Raw genomic sequence first — 16108 nt, forward strand, 5'->3', positions numbered from 1 at the left:
TGGCCACGGCCCATCACTCATCGCCACGACGCGCCGGGACGCGGCCGGTGATGCAAGACAGCGCCGCGTTCAGGGGTTCAGGGCCTGGCCTTGTGAGCTGTGCCCCCGCCGCTCGCGCCAAGGGCCTCCGCAATGGCGCGCGCCGCGGCGCGAAGGTTGGCGGGCCAATCCCGTGCGAGCGGGTCGAGGGTTACGACGCGGGCCCCGATTTGCTGCGCCAGCACCTCGGCCGTCCTCGGGTTCATCTGAGGCTGCACGAAGATCACGCGAACCCTGTCGGCCTTCGCCGCCTCGACGAGCGCGGCCAACTCCCGCGCGCTCGGTTCCTTGCCTTCGACCTCTATCGGTACTTCCTCGAGGCCATAGTCCCTGGCGAAATAGCCCCACGCGGGGTGGAGCACCATGAAACGCCCGCCCCTCACAGGCGCGAGGATCGTCGAGATCTCCTCGTCCAGGGCGTCAAGCTCGCGCAGGAATGCCTCTTCGTTGCGCTCGTAGACCTTCCGGCCGTCCGGGTCGATCTTCGCGAGACCCTCGTAGATGTGCTCGGCTTGAATCCGCACGAGCCTGGGGGACAGCCACACGTGGGGGTCTTTGTCGCTCGAGAGCTCTATCCCGGACGTGGAATCCACCACTAACATGTTCTTGTTAGCGGCAGCGATGCGCGGCATCCACGCCTCCTCAAAGTCCACGTGGACCCGCACGTACATTTGGGCGCGGGCCAGCTCGCGCATTTGGCTCGCGGTCGGCTCATACGTGTGGGGGCTCGCCCCCGGTGGGACCATGACCAATACGGACACCCTCTCGCCGCCGATGCGCTCCACGAAATAGGCCTGCGGCAGGATGCTCACAGCAACCTTCACCTTCGCGTCGCCGCCTGCGACGCCCCCTGGCGCCGCACCGCTACCGCCGCCTGATGAGGCCGCCCGGCACACCGGGGCCGGCATCTCACCCGAGCCCCCGCCGAGCGCGGCAAAGACCCCGGCTGCTACCACGATGATGGCCGTGATGGCAGAGGTGATCAGCGCTTTCCTTGACATGGCTTTCCTTGACATGCCGGGCACCTTCCTAAGAGCTGTAGCCAGTGATCCTCAACCTTGAAACCGGTTTTGGAAGCCACGGAATCGAGCAGAGCTGTAAGGTCGCACCCCTCGAACTCCACGGCCCTACCGCACTCTACGCATATGACGTGATGGCGGTGGCCTGGGGACGCAGGTGCGTAAGTACTGCACCCGTCAGGCAGGTGCAGGCGCCTCAGGACACCCATGTCTGCAAGGATGTCGAGGGTGCGGTACACCGTCGTGAGGCCGATCTCGGGACATTCGGCTTTCGCGTCCTCGCAGACCGTCGCGGCGTCAAGTCGCCCCTCGGTAGCGGTGACCACGCGCAACACGGCGCGCCGCTGGCGAGTCAGCTTGCAGCCGCGGGCTCTAAGCTGCTGTTCCAGGCTTTCCAGGCTTATCATGTGGCCTGCTCTCCCCAATGTGGCGCCACGAGTCCCTTCCTCGCCTCTCTTCTTGCGGATGCTGAGGCTGCCGGTGCTTGCACGAGGGGCGTCGAGAATTTCCCCAGCTCGCGCGCTGAATCGAACGGGGCGCCCTGCAAGCGTTCCGTCGCCAGGGGCCAAGGCCGGCAACAGCGGGTAGGACGTGCGTGCCGAAGAGTAGCGCAAACTCATGGCGACCTAGTTAGTTGAACATCATTTTCAATTAGCAGCATACGCTCTCTCCGCGCCAGTGTCAAGGGACGCACGCGCGCACGCAAGAAAGCATAAAGCATACAGATATACGAGCGCGGTCCTTCTCACTGGGTGCCCGGTGGGCCGAGGATCCTGGCCGCGATAGGCTCGAGCACCCTCATTATGTGACGGTTGATGGAGACGGGAGGGCGCACGATGCCCCAGTAGAGAGCAAACGCGACGGTTATGAGGTAGATCCCCATATAGACGGCGAATTCCCGCCACCGGCGGCGCCGTATGAGCGATGGGCCATCCATGAGGAATACAGCGATACATACCAACACCAGCTCAACAACGATGACAAACATTGGATGTCACGCCTCCTTCCCTCCTTTCTCTGACCCTCCTTCCTCTGAGGGCCTGGGCCTGCGCGTTTCCGCTTCTGCGCGCTCCTTCTGCGCGCCCAGCTCAGCGCAATTCCGGCGGTTTGAGCGTCAATCCCGTCCTTCGCAGCCTTGCTTTGACCTCGATCGTCACCGGGAGCCTCCGGTACTCATCTGGCCAGCGTGCTTTCATCGAGCGCCATAGCGCCGGGTTGGCCCGGTGGAGCGCGGGCCCGAATCCCGCTAGGTCCGTGCCGTATGATTTCGTCTTAGCCAGGGCCTCGGAGATCTCGTTTCGCACCGCCTCTGCCAAGCGGCTCTCCAGGGACGCGAGGGCGCGCTCCGTTGAGAGGTCGGTGTCGCCGCCTTGTTCGGCCACGTTGCCCTCAAGCTGTACCTTCACGGTGCCTTCGAGAGCACCTTTCTTGACCCGCACACCTACCTGAGCGGAGGACCTCGTCACCTCGAGGGCGACCGGACTTCTGGAGCCCGGGCACTCGACCTCCACCACCGCGCCCGGGACTTTGTTCCTCATCCACATGACCCCGCGGGTTTCCCGCGGGCTGAGCTCACCGACCAGCTTGTCCCGGTAGAGCACCCCTGCGCCGGTGAGCCTTGCGGTGGGCATCACCGCTGGTGTCCAGACTTTGGGCTCCTGTCCCTGCGGCACGGGGCCAGGCTCAGCGGGCTCAGGAACCGGGCCCAGCGTGATGAAAGGGATCACTGTGCACGCTGTGTCCCCGGTGATGTCCAGAAGGACCGAATGGACCGTTGGGACGGCACCGTACCCGCTCCTCGGAGCGACCCTGGAGATCCCGAGGATCTCCTCTGCCAGAGATTTTTCGAGTACACTCTGGGCGCGCGTTACGATCTCGCCGGCAGGCCCCCGGCTCAGGAGGACGAGCGTGCTCCGCCGGATCTCGGGATCCCGGTCCCACAGATCGAGGAGCTCGAGCGTGCCATGTCGCGCCAGATCCTCGCCAATGATGGAGGCCGTCTGGTGGGCCCAGTAAGGGTGACGGGGCATCTTAACGTCCAACTCCTCCACGGCACCAGCGATCGTCCAACCCGTGCCCACCCCAACCGACACCCGTCGGCCTCCGGTGTCGTCGCCGCCATCGCCGCCTGCCGTAGCTCCGCCCCGTGGCCGGTAGAATTCAGCCGTGACCCGGAACCGCGGCTTCGCCGTTCCTAACTTCGTCTCGGCCGCCGTTGCCATGGGGCCTTCGTCGGAAGGTACGATATCCACCGCTCCGACCGAGACCATCGCAAGCTGGTTGATCTCGCGCCGGTCCCAGCACCCGGCGACGAGCCCGCAGACAGCCCCGCAGACTGCCAGGGCGGACGCCATGCGCGCGATGCGCGCGGCCGCCAACAAGACGTCGGAGGCCGGCGCGGGGAGGGGGGGTTTGGCGCGCCGACCGTGCGAACTTCGCGCCGGGCGTGCTTGAGCACCTTCGTGTCGGAACGGGAACGTCAGGCGAGCCATGTGATGCGACCTGCTCTCACCACAGCCTGTTGACCGGGGCACCTGCCGCACCCTGGGCGTCCTGGCCTTCGTCGCGGCCCTTGCCCCTGCCGTCGGCGCCGCGAGGTCCGCCGGGCCCCGAGCCCACGGCCACGGCAAGTCCTTTGAGCCTGTGCGGCATCTTCCCCTGGATTTGGAGGCGGGCCTTGGCGCGTGCCGGTGCGGGCGCGGACTCCTCGAGCACGCGCTCTGTGGTGGCCTGCTGTCGCCACCGTGCGGCGATGCGCGGGAAGTCGAGCCTCGGCTCCATGCGATGAGGGTTCTTGTAGCCTATGAGCCGTGGGCGCAAGCTCATCGCCCACCACGGTGCCCTGAACACCTGGTCGAGCTGATCGGAGAGCACGAACGGCGCAAGGCCGCTCGTGAAGGGGACGCCGAACGATTTCAGGGTGGAGATGTGGATGAGGATCGCCAGGAAACTCGCCAGGATCCCAAAAAGCCCGAGGATTCCTGAAATCACGGTGAGGGGCAGCCGCAGCATCCTCGCCACGAGGGCGAGGTCATATGAGGGAAGCACAAAGGTTGCAAGGGCTGTGAGCGCAATCGTGATGACCATGGCCTCGGACACGAGCCCCGCTCTGACTGCCGCCTCTCCTATGACCAGAGCCCCCACGATCGTCACGGCGGAGCCGATGGGGCGCGGCAGCCTCACGCCGGCCTCGACCATTATCTCGAAGGCGAATATCATCACCAATGCCTCAAAGATAGCCGGGTACGGCACGCGCTCCCGTTGCTGGGCGATGGCTACCGCAAGCCCGGTCGGGATGAGCTCCTGGTGGTACGATGTGAGCACCACATAGAAGGCGGGCGCCACCATCGAGATAAACAGGCTCAACCAACGGAAGAGGCGTATTCCCACGACTACGGGCCATCGTGAGTAATAGTCTTCCGACGACTGAAGCAGCAAGGAGAAGGTCAAGGGGACGAGGAGGGCGAACGGCGTGCCGTCTATGAGAATGGCGGCGGCACCTCCGAGGAGCCGCATCGCCACGCGGTCGGGCCTTTCAGTGTGGCCGATCGTCGGGAATATGGAGAGCGGCTGATCCTCGATGAGCCCCTCCAGCTGCCCACTCTCGATGATGCTGTCCGCGTCAATGGCAGAGAGCCTGTTCCGTATGGTCTCCACAAGATGCTCGGGCGTAAGGCCACGTATGTAAACGATAGCGATCTTTGTAGGAGAGACCCTGCCTATCTGCACTTCTTCCATGCGCAGGCTCGGGGTTCGGAGCCGCCTTCTCAGAAGGGACGTGTTGGTGCGCAGGTCCTCGGTGAATCCTTCTCGCGGCCCGCGGACCACCGACTCCACATCTGGTTCGGATACGGCTCGCATCCGCCACTGCTGCACGGACGCGGTGAGGGCCATGTTCCAGCCTTCTCCGAAGATCGCGACTTGCCCATCCAGCATGGATGAGATCGCCTCCTCGATGGAGGCCGCCTTCTGCACGTTCATCGTGGCGATGCTGGCTTCAGCGAGACGTTTCGCGGCCTCGCCGATCGGTACCCCTGTTGTGCCGTGGGAAGCCTCGGTGAACCTGTCGATAAGAGCCCTCACAACGTCGCGATCGACCCCGTCTCGGCTTACAAGGCCGTCGATCATCGCGACGCCGAAGGAAGCCTTGCCAGACCCGACTTTCCTCAGGACGAGGTCAGCGGCCGGCTCAAGTGCCTTCCTGATCGCAGCGAGGTTTTCGTCGATGCCCGGGTAGATCGGTGTATTCGCCTGGCCTCCTCGTTCCTGGGCAGCCGATCGCGCGCCCCACCGGGGAGCGAGAAGCCTTGCCAACCTTCGCAGGACCCTGCCTGCGCGTCCGAAAGCATTCATAGACGTGGTAGAACCTCCGCGAATTAGTATTTCACTTCTGGGAAAGCATAGTCGCGGAGCCGCGGGCGCTTGGCGCGACAAGCCGGCTGCCGAGGCCAGGGCGGCCGGCAGAACGCGTGGGCGCAAGACCTTCCGGCCGCGCGGGCGGCGTGGTGCTGGCCGCCCGGCGACCTGGCGACGAAGGCTTGGAGTTATGCGAGGACAGCGAGGCTGAGGAGGATGAAGGGAAAGGGCGTCGTGAAGAGATGGCGCAGCCCCGCATCTCAGGGTTTCAGTTTGTGACGTTGGCATTCTGGTACACGGTAGGTACCTCCACGCTCTTGCTACCAGCGAACTATGGGCGCCAGGACACGTGGCTTTCAATTCTGATCGCCGCCGCCGCGGCCTTGTTGGCACTTGTGGTGTGGTTCAGCCTTGGTGGAAGATTCCCTGGCAAGACGCCTTTCGGATACGCCAAGGATATCTTCGGCCCCGTGTTCGGCACGCTTATAGGCGTTGTGTACTTGCTGTATTTCACGCACCTTTCGTCTCTCGTTTTGAGAAACGTGACAGAGATGTACGCCACATCCATACTTACTCGGACGCCGCCCGTCGTCTTCGTCGGAACAATGGCGCTTCTGTCTGCCTGGATAGTGCGGGCCGGTCTAGAGCCGCTAGCCCGTACGGGCGAGCTTCTTGTGCCTTTCCTCGGCATCGGCATGCCTGTTCTGATCGCGCTGGCGTTCGCCACGCCAGGCCTTACCCACTTCGAGTTTCTCTTGCCCGTGCTCGAACGAGGGATGACGCCTGTGTTGCGCCAGGCTCTGTGTCTACTGGCCTTTCCCTTCGGAGAGCTTGTCGTGTTCCTTTTCATAGCGCCGGCCACGGCCCATCCCGAGCGCGCCGGTAGACTACTGGCAGTGGCCGTGGTCGCGGGCGCGGCGGCATTGGTCTTCGTTTTCATCAGGAACTTGGTAACGGTCGGCCCGAACGAGCTTGTGAGATTGAGTTTCCCGAGCCTCACGACGATCCGCGAGATCATGCTCGGACAGTTCCTGCAGCGCATCGAAGTGCTCGGCATCCTCCAATGGACCGCGGGGTCGTTTGTCAAGCTCGCGCTGACGCACTATGCCGCCGTGCTGGGCGCCGTCGAGGTGTTCTCGCTCGAAGATCCGCGCCCCGTGGCCGTGCCCCTGGCGTTCCTCATCTCGGTTCTGTGCATCGCGGGATATAACAACCTCCCCGAGATGGTCGAGTTCGCCGCGCGCGCCTTCCCGATATACGCCTCCGTGGTGCAGATAGTCCTTCCCCTCGTGATGCTGGTGGCATCGTGGCTTCGAGGACGCACTGCGAAGCAAGGGACATGATATACTTGTGTTGTGTCTTGGCTGGCACCCTGGGCACGGTGGGCACGCCTGCCCCAAATAAGGTGCCATGAGACCTTTTCTCTTTACCGGTATCTGGAGAATCTAGCCATCGCGCGCCCAGTTCGAACAGGGCGGGACGAGAGGATGAGGGGGGCATCGAGGGAGACGTGGGAGAGGGTGGAAGTCACGTGAGGCTGGTCTCTCAGTGTGTGGAGATCCTCCGCCGCTACGCGCTGCCTGACGGCGTGATCGAGCACTCCGTCAAGGTGGCCGAAGTGGCGAGTTTCATTGCCGCGCGGCTCGCGGAGCGCGGCGAACGCATCGACTTGGAGCTCGTGGTGAAAGGGGCGCTCCTCCACGACGTGGGGAAATCCCAGCGGCACGTGCGGCGTGGCGCGCGCAACCATGCCGAGGCGTCCGCGGAGATCGTGCTGGACGAAGGGATGCCGGAGGTTGCGGGGATAGTCGCCCGGCACATCCTGGACTCCATCATCAGCAGGGAGGACTACCCGCGCAATTGGGAGGAGAAAGTTGTTTTTTACGCGGACAAGATCGTCACGCGCCGGCTTGTCACTGTGGAGGAGCGGTTCGCCGACCTGCACGAGAGGCGGCAAGACATAGCGGACCTCCTCAGGGCGTCGCTTCCCCCGACGAAGGCTCTCGAGGCAGAGATCTTCGAGGCGGCCGGCCTCACCTGGGATGAACTCGCATCGCGCTTCGGCGGCGACTGGGTGGCTCGGTTCGGAGGTCGGAGGGGGCAGGATCACGGGCAACGGCAGGCAGGTACAGGATGGCAGGGCTCACCAGGCGTGGTATAATGGCTTCGGGGGCGGGGTCCGGCGGACGCCTCGTTTTCCAGATTGCCGAGGGAAGGAGTTTGCCTAAGCGGGATGAGCGACGAGTCACGGTCTCTGACCCGTGGGTCACGAAAGATGCAGGCCCTCAGGCAAATATGCGAGAGGAACGGGGTGGGCCTGTGCTATCTCTTCGGGTCGCAGGCCGAGAACGCCTACCGGATGCTTTTAGGTAGGCGAGCTCAGATCGAGGATCCCCTGACGGACATAGACGTTGGCGTGGTTCTGCTTGACTTCGACCGCCTGGTGCGGGCGGGACAGCTCCACGTCCTACACGCGCAGCTTTACGGGTCGATGGCCGATCTCTTCGTCCCGTTTGACCTCGATCTTGTCCTCCTTCAGGAGGGCCATTCCGTATTTCAGTTCGAGGCCGTTAAGGGCATATGCGTGTATGAGGCATCGGCGCGCTTCCGCGGCGAGTACGAAGAAATGGTCGCCAGGAAAGCTGCTGACTTCCGTTATGTGCTGGAGACTTACCTCTGCGAGAGGACGGCCGACTTAGCAGGGCCTCAGGAAGACCGCGTCTTCACATTAATAATGCCCGAGGAGGCCGCGCGCCTTCGCGGCCCTTTCGCACGCCGAGAAGATAGCGAGCCCCGCCGCGAGGTAGGCTACTCCAACCGCAAGGGCGGCCAGTACATCTGCCGCCGGCAGTTCCCACAGGCGCTTCCCTTCAGCCATGACCCTATAGATGAGGGCGTTTCCCGTAGTGAGCGGAAGAAGCTTTGCCCACGGTATGCGCGATGGGACGACGAGGCACCCGACGAACGCGAACTGGATGACCTGGAAGAATGCTTGTATCCTCTTGAACACGAGCGCGAGCCCGCCCAGGGCGAAGCCCGTGCCGTACGCCCCCAGCACCGTCACGATGATGAGCGGCGCGATGCTCACGACGTCGAGGTTGAGCCACCGGCCGGTGGTCGCCATCATGGCGAAGAGAAAGGCGACGGCTGCAACCATGTTGACAAGGAAGTCCACCACCAGGCTGAACGTGCATATCCACTTGAAGCCAGCGGGGGAAAGATAGAGCTGCTCGAGCGTGCCCGTTTGCGCCTCGTTGATGAGGTCCCACGAGGCACTCGAGTAACCAAAGATCGCGAGGGTCCACACGAAAAAGCCCACGATCGCCCCTTCGAACGTTCCATCCAGGGCGCCCGACGCCGATACGGCAGCGAACGCCTTCAGGCCGAAGAACGCGAGGCAGAAGACGATATAGATGGATACGAGAGCGGACACCGTGTTGAACAGGTACCGCTTCATCATGGTTATGTTGCGGCGGATCACCGCTGTCAGGGCGTGTGCGAGTTGCACTGATTCTCCCTCTCCTTTCGGACGATCTCGAGGAAGACCTTCTCGAGGTCCGGCTCTTCCTGCGAGAGCCCCTCGATGGTAGCGCCCGCGTCGCGCAAGAGGTCCATTAGCGTGTAGATGTCGTCCGGCTCCGGAAGTCGCAACCGTATCTGGGTCAAGTAGGCCGATCTCTGCAACTCCAGCCCGGGGAAACGCGCGGCGAGGCTGGCCTCAAGCTCGTCCAGCGCGGGACCCCGCAGGGCGAGCCGGTACGCCTTGGTCCTGAAGAGCCCCATGAGGTGCTCGATGGAGTCGTCGGCAACTACGCGCCCCGCAGCCATTATGATGACGCGCTGGCACACATCCTGGACCACGTCCATGTCGTGGCTGCTCAGGACGACCGTGCGGTTTTCCTCCCTCGCGAGGTCTTTCAGGGTCTCGCGGAGCTCGTATGAGGTCTCCACATCAAGGCCGAGCGTGGGCTCATCGAGGAAGACGAGGGGTGTGCGCTTTGCCAGCGCGCAGACCACCGCGGTCTTCTGCTTCATCCCCTGAGACAGCTTGCGGACCTCTACGTTCCGCTTCTCGGCGAGGCCGAACCGCTCGACGAGATGGTCGAAGTAGCGGAGGTGTTGCCGTCGCGGCAACCCATGGATGCCGGTGAAAAACTCGATGTTCTCCCACACGGTCATCCTCCAGTAAAGGTTGCGGCTTCCTTCGAGGACCGCGCTCACCTGGCTGAGGATGCCGGGGTAGTGCGAGGCGATGTCGCGTCCGAAGATGGTCACCCTGCCCGATGTTGGTTGGACGAGGCCGAGGATGCACTTGATGGTGGTGGTCTTGCCTGCACCGTTCGGGCCGAGGAGGCCGACCACTTCCCCGGGTGCCACCCTGAAGCTGATTCCATCGACCGCCCGAATCTCACGTGCGCCCCGTTCGCGGAACACCTTTTCAAGCCGGTCTACTTCAAGGGCAAGCCCGTCGCGACGCTCCATCATGCCCCTCCTTCGCACCACACTCATCTCCCTGTTCGCCATCGTTGGGTGGTTTCCTCCACGTCGCGGGAGGCCGTCCCGTCATAACTATGCCGCGCTCGCGGGCGACCGTGCACGGATACACCGTTTCCTGATGTGGGCCCGCTCTGCCACCAATTCCCTGCCGAGCTACAACCGGTGCTTGCAGGATCTGGAGGGCCTCTCGGCTAATTGAAACAGCACTGCTGCTTTCCAACTATGGAGGCTTGCGGTCTCGATGCCGCCGAGTTCCGGGGACCTGCGCTGGCCGCCCACGTTCCCCACTTTCGTTCCCCACTTTCCGGGCAACCACTTTCGCCGTCCGATGCCGGGGCGGGGGTGGGCGCGCCCACTGCCATCCACTGCCAAGCGGCGGCCGGCGCGAGGGCGGTGGGTCAGTGCATCAGAAGGAGGAAAACCATGAACAAGGGAACACACTTCGGAACACGCTCTCTGCTCGAACCTGCCAGGCGAATTCGGCGCTTAAGACAGCCGGATTCTCCACGCCCCGTTGTGCAAGCACCGGCAACCCCAGCGCCGTCAAGAAAGGAGACGAAAACTCATGGCGCCATACTTAGGCGTGGCCGTGCCGGCGCACCCGAAGGTCCCATGCCGACAAACCGCCGCGCCTACCGCGCATACGAAGGCGCACGCGCATCCGCGCATCTGCTTGCGGCAGCGTCAAGGCTCACGCGCGCGGCCGCGCTCGTCGCGCTCTTGGTCATCGCCCTTGCCGGGTGTTCACCTGGCAGCTTCGGAACATCCCCCTTGCCGCCCTCATCGCCGTCCGACCCTGGAGGAGGCGGAGGCACTCAGCCGCCTTCCGAGGAGCCGCGCGTGTACGGGCGGGTCCTCGGGCACGTGGTGATGGAAAACGCGTACGCGTCGAGCCTTACGACCTCGACGACCGCCGTGCCAGGCGTGGTGGTTCAGGGTGCAACGCGGAGCAAACCTCTCTCGACTCCAGGCGGTCCGGCCTACTCGCCTTCTGATTTCCTGGCTAGCTTCCGTCCGGGCACCACGTCCGACCAGATCCGCGCTGCAGCGGAGCGACACGGCTACAGCATAAAGCGTATCATCGAGGGCACGGGCATATACGTCATCGCCGTGCCACACGGCACCGATCCCGCCAGTGCCGCTGAGGAGTTCAAGGAGGACCCGCTCGTGGAGCACGCGCAGCCCAACTACACGGCCCGTGTGGGCGGAGCGGCGGCTCCGACGATGCTGGCGAGCGCGCTTGGCACGGCCAAGACGGCGCGCGTCGTCCCCAACGACCCATATTACCCGCGGCAATGGGGACCGGAGGCGATGAGCCTTCCCTACGCGTGGGAGTTCACCACCGGAAGCTCGTCCGTGACGGTGGCGGTGATAGACACGGGCGTCCAGACCGACCACCCCGATCTCGCGGGGCACATCACCACGGGCTACGATTTCTACAACCGTACCACGTATGTGCGGGACATCAACGGCCACGGAACTCACGTGGCAGGAATCATAGGGGCCGTGACAAACAACGCCATCGGCATAGCGGGCATCAACTGGAACGTGCGCGTCATGCCCCTTAAGGTGACGGACGACTCCGGCTCTGGCTACCTCGACCTTTCGATGATCATCGAGGCCCTGCGGTATGCCGCCGACCACGGCGCGGACGTCGTGAACATGAGCTTCCAGATAGGCGACGCCACGACGGGCGAGGACCCCTTCATGGACCAGGCCATCGAATACGCCTACAGTAAGGGTGTGACCATGGTCGCGGCCGCGGGCAACGACGGGAAGCTGTGGGTCGCGTACCCCGCGCGTGACCCAAGGGTCATCGCCGTAGGCGCAGTGGGCCCCGACCTCGTCCGTGCCTCGTGGAGCAACTACGGCAGCGAGGTGGACGTGGTCGCCCCGGGCTCTGACATCCTGAGTACGTGGCCCACCAATTCTTTTGCGAACGCCTCGGGGACCTCGATGGCCACGCCGCACGTGGCGGGCCTCGCCGCCCTGATGATCGCCTCGGGGGTCAGGGGACCGGCCGCGGTGGCGAAGGCGCTTCACGAGACGGCCATGGACCTTGGGTCCCCAGGGCAGGACAGCGAGTACGGGTGGGGCCTCGTCAACGGCCACGCTGCAGTAACCGGTTCGTCCATAACGACTATGAAGGTCTTCGCGGGCGAGGACGACGGGACTACGCTCACCTACCACAGTGCGGTGGCAAGCCCCGCTCCCGGCGGGCTATATGAGGTGGACGACGTCGAGGCTGGCTCCTGGTACATTTACGGTTGGATCGACGTCAACCACAACGGCATGATCGATGACGGTGACTATTACGGGCGCACCCCGGGAAGGATCACGTCGAACGGGGACACGATCACCGGGGTGGACCTGTACGTGCGGATCAACGCTGGCTCGGTGCCAACAGCGAAACTGGCGGGGGCAAGCTCGCCAGAGTCGCGAGGAGGGCTGTCTAGAGGGCCTGGTGCAGGGGCGGACGTGGCGGACGGGGACGGCGGCGTGCGCCTTGTGCGCCTGACGCCCAAGGGCTCTGCCGGGACTAGCTCTACCGCGGGAAAGGGAAGGTGATTCCCGTGCTGCAAACGATTCCCGTGCTGCAAGCGCTGAGATCACGAAGTATTCGGTCGATCACGGGCGTGGTGATGGTAGTGCTCATGTCGGCGCTCTTTTCGGGTTGTTCTGCAAGGGCCTTCGAAAACCTCAAGATCCAGGTGGGCGTGAGTGATGTCCGGGTCGACGGCCGCGCGCTGAAGGTGTTCACCATCGCTGCTCTCAATACGGGTGGGGACCCCGTCCGCCTGCAGTTTTCAAGCGGGATGCAGTTCGACTTCGTGGTGACGGCGAAGGACGGCACGGAGGTGTGGCGCTGGTCGTCGGGCAAGGCAGCCATCATGATGCTGACCGAGCGAAACATAGCCCCAGGGGAGCTGGCTGTATACTCGGTCGTTTGGGACGGCACCGATTCGACCGGCGCCCCGGTCGCGCCGGGCGAGTACGATGTTCATGCCGAGGTCCTCACGAAACCTCGACTTGTTACAGACAAAGTGCCGTTCACGCTTCCGGGCCTCAAGCCCTGACGGCCCGATTGCGCGCTAGCGGCCAGAACCCAGGGCGCACGCTGTCTGGTTAGCGTCGTTCTGTCGTTCTATTGTGTCTTCTCGCTTCAGCCTGAGGACTCGGGCTTGAGGGTTCGGGCTGTGGCCGATAGGGCCTGTACAGACCGTGAACCGGACACAAGTCAGTCGGGGCCGGGCTGAGCCTTGACTTTCAGAGATGGAAAGTACGTCTTGTAGAATCCGCGGTCTCTTGACAGCAGCCGGTCTGCACGGGTGAGAGCATGCCCGCCGATAAGGAAATCGGTGATTATATGCTGTCGCGACGTGATGGCATCACCGCACTGAGCACAGCAGAGGCCTGGCAATGCCAGGCCTCTTGCGGACTTGAAGTTGCTTCGGGCGGAATTGTGCTTTCACCGCACGACGATGTTGACGATCTTCCCTGGAGCGTATATCTCCTTAACGATCTGCTTCCCGGCGATGTGGCGCGCCACGGTGCCGGCCTCCCGGGCGGCCGCGATGACCTCCGCCTCCGGCGCATCCTTATGCACCTGGATGGTGCCGCGAAGCTTGCCGTTGACCTGCACAGGCAAGGTCACGAGGTCTTCCTCGACTTTCGCGGGGTCGTACTCGGGCCAGCTCGCCGTGAACACGCTCTCGTTGTGGCCGAGCCGCTGCCACAGCTCCTCCGCGATGTGCGGCGCGAACGGGGCAAGGAGCCTCACGAGCGTCTCGAGGCTGTCCCTATCTACCGCGCCGTTCTCGTCCGCCCAGTCGTTCAGGAAGTTCACGTAAGACATCAGCGCGCTGACCGCAGTGTTGAGCTTGAAGGCCTCCAGGCGCTGGGTGACTTCCATGGCGGCGCGGTGTCGCTCGCGTTCAAGGGCCGCAGGGATTTGGCCGGCAACCCGTGGCCCCACAGCACCTGTCGCTCTCACGGCAGCCTCAGCCCCCGTCGCGGGCGCGGCCGCTGTCCCCCTGCGAGTCGCCGCCTCCACGCCTTCGCGGCAGTGGTGGGAGTTCACGAGATGCCACACCCTGTTGAGGAAGCGGTACATCCCCTCAATGCCGCTGTCGTTCCATTCCGAGTCGAGCTCGGGCGGGCCGATGAAAAGCTCGTAAAGCCTGAGCGAGTCCGCACCGTACCGCTCGACCATGTCATCAGGGCTTACGACGTTGCCCTTGGACTTGCTCATTTTGGCGCCGTCTTTGTAGATCATGCCTTGGTTGAAGAGCCTGCCGAAGGGCTCGTCGAACCCGATGGCTCCGATGTCGTACAGGAACTTTACGTAGAACCGGGAGTAGAGCAGGTGCAGCACGGCATGCTCTATGCCGCCGACGTAAAGGTCCACAGGCAGCCACGCGTTGGCCTTTGCCGGGTCGCAAAGCTGTTTATCGTTCTTCGGATCGACGTAGCGAATGAAGTACCAGCACGACCCTGCCCACTGCGGCATGGTGTTGGTCTCACGCTTCGCGGGCCCTCCGCACTTCGGGCAAGTGGTGTTCACCCATTCGGCTATCGCTGCGAGGGGCGATTCACCGGTTCCGGTGGGCTCGTAGCGCTCGACGCGCGGCAGCAGCACGGGAAGCTGGTCCTCCGGCACGGGGACCTCGCCGCACTTCTCGCAGTGCACGATGGGAATGGGCTCGCCCCAGTAGCGCTGGCGCGAGAAGACCCAGTCGCGCATCTTGTAGTTGACCGTGAAGCGTGCCTTGCCGGCCTTCGCCAACTTCTCAGTAACGGCCTTCTTGCCTTCCTCGGACGTCATTCCGTCAAACTCGCCCGAGTTGACCATGACGCCGTATTCCGTCTCGGCGTGGTCAAGGGGCATCGCGGCAGCGCCCGCCATGTCCCGGCGCGCGATCTCCGTCGGAGCGATCACCCTTATGATGGGGAGTCCAAAAGCCGTGGCGAAGTCAAAGTCTCGCTCGTCGTGGCCCGGCACGCCCATGACCGCGCCCGTGCCGTAGTCCATGAGGACGTAATCGGCGATCCAGATGGGGATACGGCGGCCGTTGATGGGATTGATGGCGTAGCCCCCCGTGAAGACACCGGTCTTCTCCTTCGTCGCGGTCATCCGGTCCACCGATGACTTGGCGAGGGTGCGCTCGATGTAGTCGTCGACTGCCGGGCGCATCTCGGGCGTGGTGACTTTCGCGACAAGGGGATGCTCCGGCGCGAGGACCATGTATGTTGCACCGAAGAGCGTGTCGGCCCTGGTCGTGAACACCGTGATAGTGTCCTGCGTGCCCTGCACGTCGAAGGTGATCTCCGAGCCGTAGCTGCGGCCGATCCAGTCTGCCTGCATCTTCTTGACCTTTTCAGGCCAGTCGAGCTTGTCGAGGTCCTCGAGGAGCCTGTCGGCATACGCGGTGATCCTGAGCATCCACTGGACCAGGTTCTTCTTCGTGACCTTGGTGCCGCAGCGCTCGCACTCGCCTGCCACGACCTCCTCATTGGCGATGCCCGTCTTGCAGCTCGGACACCAGTTGATGGGCATCTCCTTGCGATAGGCGAGGCCCTTCTCGAACATCTTCAGGAAGATCCACTGCGTCCACTTGTAATACTCCGGGGAGCTCGTATTGATCTCGCGGCTCCAGTCGTACATTGCGCCGATGTCGTGGAGCTGGCGCTTGAAGGTGGCGATGTTGCGCGCCGTGGACACCTCGGGGTGGATCCCCTTCTTGATCGCGTCGTTCTCTGCGGGGAGCCCGAACGCGTCCCAGCCCATCGGATGGAGCACCGCGTAGCCCTGCATCTTCTTGTAGCGGCTCCACGCGTCGCTCAGGACGTAGCCGCGCCAGTGGCCGACGTGCAGGCCCGAGCCGGACGGGTACGGGAACATGTCCAGGCAGTAGTATTTGGGCTTGTCGGGGTTCTCGTCGGTGCGGTGGGCGCCAGTCTCCTCCCAGATATCGCGCCATTTCTTCTCTATAGCCTGATGGTCGTATCTTTCGATGCGCTCAGGTGCTCGCTCAGTAGCCATCTTGAACTCTCAAACCTCCTCGTGCGGTGTGCGGGGCGCGAGCCGTGCGCCAGGCACGGCTACGAACACGGCCACGGGTGCAGGTGCGGATGCGGCCGCCGGTGCGGGCGAAAACGCACGCTCCGGCGCGGACACGGGCACGAGCACGGGCACG

The 16108-nt window shown here is 63.8% G+C and carries 12 protein-coding genes; 5 read left to right on the forward strand and 7 right to left on the reverse strand.

Going from position 1 to position 16108, the window contains the following annotated elements; translation table 11 throughout:
• Nucleotides 1–77: 77 nt before the first annotated feature.
• From GX515_03925 to GX515_03945, 5 genes are all read right to left on the reverse strand, one after another.
• The gene (locus tag GX515_03925) at nt 78–1055 is read right to left on the reverse strand and encodes a zinc ABC transporter solute-binding protein (GenBank protein HHY32163.1); all 978 of its coding nucleotides are present in this window, start codon (nt 1053–1055) and stop codon (nt 78–80) included.
• Nucleotides 1022–1465, reverse strand: coding sequence for a transcriptional repressor (locus tag GX515_03930; protein HHY32164.1), 444 nt, complete (start codon nt 1463–1465; stop codon nt 1022–1024). Before GX515_03930 ends, GX515_03925 begins: the two co-directional genes overlap by 34 nt.
• Nucleotides 1466–1803: 338 nt before the next feature.
• Entirely contained in the window at nt 1804–2046 is a 243-nt protein-coding gene (locus GX515_03935) for a hypothetical protein (GenBank protein ID HHY32165.1), read from the reverse strand.
• Nucleotides 2047–2146: 100 nt separating this feature from the next.
• On the reverse strand, nt 2147–3550 hold the full coding sequence (locus tag GX515_03940; protein ID HHY32166.1) for a Ger(x)C family spore germination protein: 1404 nt from the start codon (nt 3548–3550) through the stop codon (nt 2147–2149).
• Nucleotides 3551–3566: 16 nt separating this feature from the next.
• Nucleotides 3567–5411 carry a spore germination protein gene (locus tag GX515_03945; protein HHY32167.1) on the reverse strand — a complete coding sequence of 615 codons (1845 nt, stop codon included), beginning with the start codon at nt 5409–5411 and terminating at the stop codon, nt 3567–3569.
• A gap of 116 nt (nt 5412–5527) precedes the next feature.
• Here GX515_03945 and GX515_03950 point away from each other — a divergent pair, with 116 nt between their 5' ends.
• The 3 genes from GX515_03950 (at nt 5528) to GX515_03960 (ending at nt 8925) form a co-directional block, all read left to right on the forward strand.
• Nucleotides 5528–6757, forward strand: a complete 1230-nt coding sequence (locus tag GX515_03950; GenBank protein ID HHY32168.1) for an endospore germination permease — start codon at nt 5528–5530, stop codon at nt 6755–6757.
• 188 nt (nt 6758–6945) lie between these two features.
• Nucleotides 6946–7575, forward strand: a complete 630-nt coding sequence (locus tag GX515_03955; GenBank protein HHY32169.1) for an HD domain-containing protein — start codon at nt 6946–6948, stop codon at nt 7573–7575.
• A 114-nt stretch (nt 7576–7689) separates the two neighbouring features.
• On the forward strand, nt 7690–8925 hold the full coding sequence (locus GX515_03960) for a hypothetical protein (protein ID HHY32170.1): 1236 nt from the start codon (nt 7690–7692) through the stop codon (nt 8923–8925).
• On the opposite strand, the gene GX515_03965 is transcribed toward GX515_03960, so the two are convergent.
• Nucleotides 8901–9938, reverse strand: a complete 1038-nt coding sequence (locus tag GX515_03965; protein ID HHY32171.1) for an ABC transporter ATP-binding protein — start codon at nt 9936–9938, stop codon at nt 8901–8903. The genes GX515_03960 and GX515_03965 overlap by 25 nt on opposite strands.
• A gap of 813 nt (nt 9939–10751) precedes the next feature.
• On the opposite strand from GX515_03965, the gene GX515_03970 reads away from it, so the two are divergent.
• Together GX515_03970 and GX515_03975 are read left to right on the forward strand one after the other, a co-directional pair.
• Nucleotides 10752–12479 (forward strand): S8 family serine peptidase, encoded by a 1728-nt coding sequence (locus tag GX515_03970; GenBank protein HHY32172.1) that lies wholly within the window; start codon nt 10752–10754, stop codon nt 12477–12479.
• 5 nt (nt 12480–12484) lie between these two features.
• Complete coding sequence (locus GX515_03975; GenBank protein ID HHY32173.1) at nt 12485–12988, forward strand: hypothetical protein; 504 nt, start codon at nt 12485–12487, stop codon at nt 12986–12988.
• Between the two features lie 392 nt (nt 12989–13380).
• On the opposite strand, the gene GX515_03980 is transcribed toward GX515_03975, so the two are convergent.
• Nucleotides 13381–15954 (reverse strand): leucine--tRNA ligase, encoded by a 2574-nt coding sequence (locus tag GX515_03980; GenBank protein HHY32174.1) that lies wholly within the window; start codon nt 15952–15954, stop codon nt 13381–13383.
• Between the last annotated feature and the right edge of the window lie 154 nt (nt 15955–16108).

This window comes from Bacillota bacterium (assembly GCA_012842395.1).
Lineage (GTDB): Bacteria > Bacillota > SHA-98 > UBA4971 > UBA4971 > UBA6256.

Excerpts from the sequence above, each read along its gene's own strand:
- GX515_03965 (HHY32171.1), bottom strand. The coding sequence starts at position 9,938 with ATGGCGAACAGGGAGATGAGTGTGGTGCGAAGGAGGGGCATGATGGAG.
- GX515_03940 (HHY32166.1), bottom strand. The coding sequence starts at position 3,550 with ATGGCTCGCCTGACGTTCCCGTTCCGACACGAAGGTGCTCAAGCACGC.
- GX515_03960 (HHY32170.1), top strand. The coding sequence starts at position 7,690 with ATGCAGGCCCTCAGGCAAATATGCGAGAGGAACGGGGTGGGCCTGTGC.
- GX515_03935 (HHY32165.1), bottom strand. The coding sequence starts at position 2,046 with ATGTTTGTCATCGTTGTTGAGCTGGTGTTGGTATGTATCGCTGTATTC.
- GX515_03980 (HHY32174.1), bottom strand. The coding sequence starts at position 15,954 with ATGGCTACTGAGCGAGCACCTGAGCGCATCGAAAGATACGACCATCAG.
- GX515_03925 (HHY32163.1), bottom strand. The coding sequence starts at position 1,055 with ATGTCAAGGAAAGCCATGTCAAGGAAAGCGCTGATCACCTCTGCCATC.
- GX515_03945 (HHY32167.1), bottom strand. The coding sequence starts at position 5,411 with ATGAATGCTTTCGGACGCGCAGGCAGGGTCCTGCGAAGGTTGGCAAGG.
- GX515_03930 (HHY32164.1), bottom strand. The coding sequence starts at position 1,465 with ATGATAAGCCTGGAAAGCCTGGAACAGCAGCTTAGAGCCCGCGGCTGC.